Source organism: Kocuria sp. (genome assembly GCF_030536815.1).
GTDB lineage: Bacteria > Actinomycetota > Actinomycetes > Actinomycetales > Micrococcaceae > Kocuria > Kocuria gwangalliensis.
The window spans coordinates 1,422-2,569 of record NZ_JAUNPE010000040.1 but is presented as its reverse complement, the minus strand read 5'-3'; the positions used below and the strand labels follow the sequence as shown (position 1 = coordinate 2,569).

Here is a 1,148-nt window from a genome sequence, read left to right as displayed (position 1 = left end):
GCGAACCTGAGGGCCGCGAGCGCCGTCGTCACGACCAGCCACCACGCCGCCGATCAAATACGCGACCTGTACGGCCTGGACGCCGCCGTGGCCGCACCGGGCGTCACACCGCGTGAGCCCGCGGCGGGTACCGCGACCGGATCGCATCTGGTATGTATCGGCGCCCTGGAGGACAACAAGAATCAGCTGTTCCTCGTGCGAGTGCTGGGCGCGCTCGCGCAGGCCGGGGTGGATGGATGGCACTGCACCTTTGCCGGGCCCCCAACCGATCCGACGTACACCCAACGGTTCGCCCAGGCGTGTGCCGCGCTACCACCGAACAGTGTGAGCGTTGCGGGTGAACTGGACCCGCAGGCCATCGACCGCCTGTTGGCCGCGTCGGATCTGTTGTTGCTGCCTTCCCGCCGGGAAACCTACGGGATGGTCGTCACGGAAGCCGCCTCCGCTGCGATCCCCGCCCTGGTGAGCGCAAACACGGGGGCCGAGGAGGCGCTCGCCGCGGGCCGAGCTCTGCCCCTGGCGCGGGAGCAGTGGGTGACGGCGCTGACTTGCTGGCTGACGGATACCGAGTATCGCAAGCGGCTGCGCGATGCCGCCGTGAGGTATCGCCCGGGCCTGCGGACCTGGGATGACACCGCCCGCGCACTACTGGGCGCCGTGGCTTCGGGTGAAGCCCGCCCCGCAACCGAGTCACCGAGTGAGAGGAACCCGCAATGATTGGCGCCGCCCAGGATTGGCTCGAGGCTCGCGTACCGTTCGACGACGCCGCTCGGCAACAATCCCTGCCCCTCCTGGACCGTGCCGCGCAGGCCCTCCTGGCTGCGGACCCCACTGGACGGACCCCCCTGACGGTCGTGGATCTGGGTGCCGGCACCGGAAAATCGGCGGCGTGGTTCCGGCAGCATCTGACCCCTCGGTTGCCCGATCGCAGCATTCACTGGCTACTCGTGGACGCCCACGAGCCCTCCCTGGAGATCGCAACCCGGCACCTGGCGGACGCGCACACCATCGTGACGCAGTTGTCCGAGCTGCCCGCGGCCCTGGCGAACCATCTCCCCGAGCATCCCACCCCGGGCACGCTGTTGTTGACCTGCAGCGCGGTTCTGGACGTGCTCACCCAGGACGATGTGGAGGCCATCCTCACCACC

2 protein-coding genes are annotated in these 1,148 nt (G+C 69.3%); both read left to right on the top strand.

All coding sequences use genetic code 11. The features are described 5' to 3' along the window. On the top strand, window positions 1-717 hold a 717-nt coding region (locus tag Q4E95_RS05695; RefSeq protein WP_303382396.1), incomplete at its 5' end, for a glycosyltransferase family 4 protein. Next, the coding region (locus Q4E95_RS05690; RefSeq protein ID WP_303382395.1) for a class I SAM-dependent methyltransferase at window positions 714-1,148 on the top strand (435 nt) is incomplete at its 3' end. The genes Q4E95_RS05695 and Q4E95_RS05690, both read left to right, overlap by 4 nt.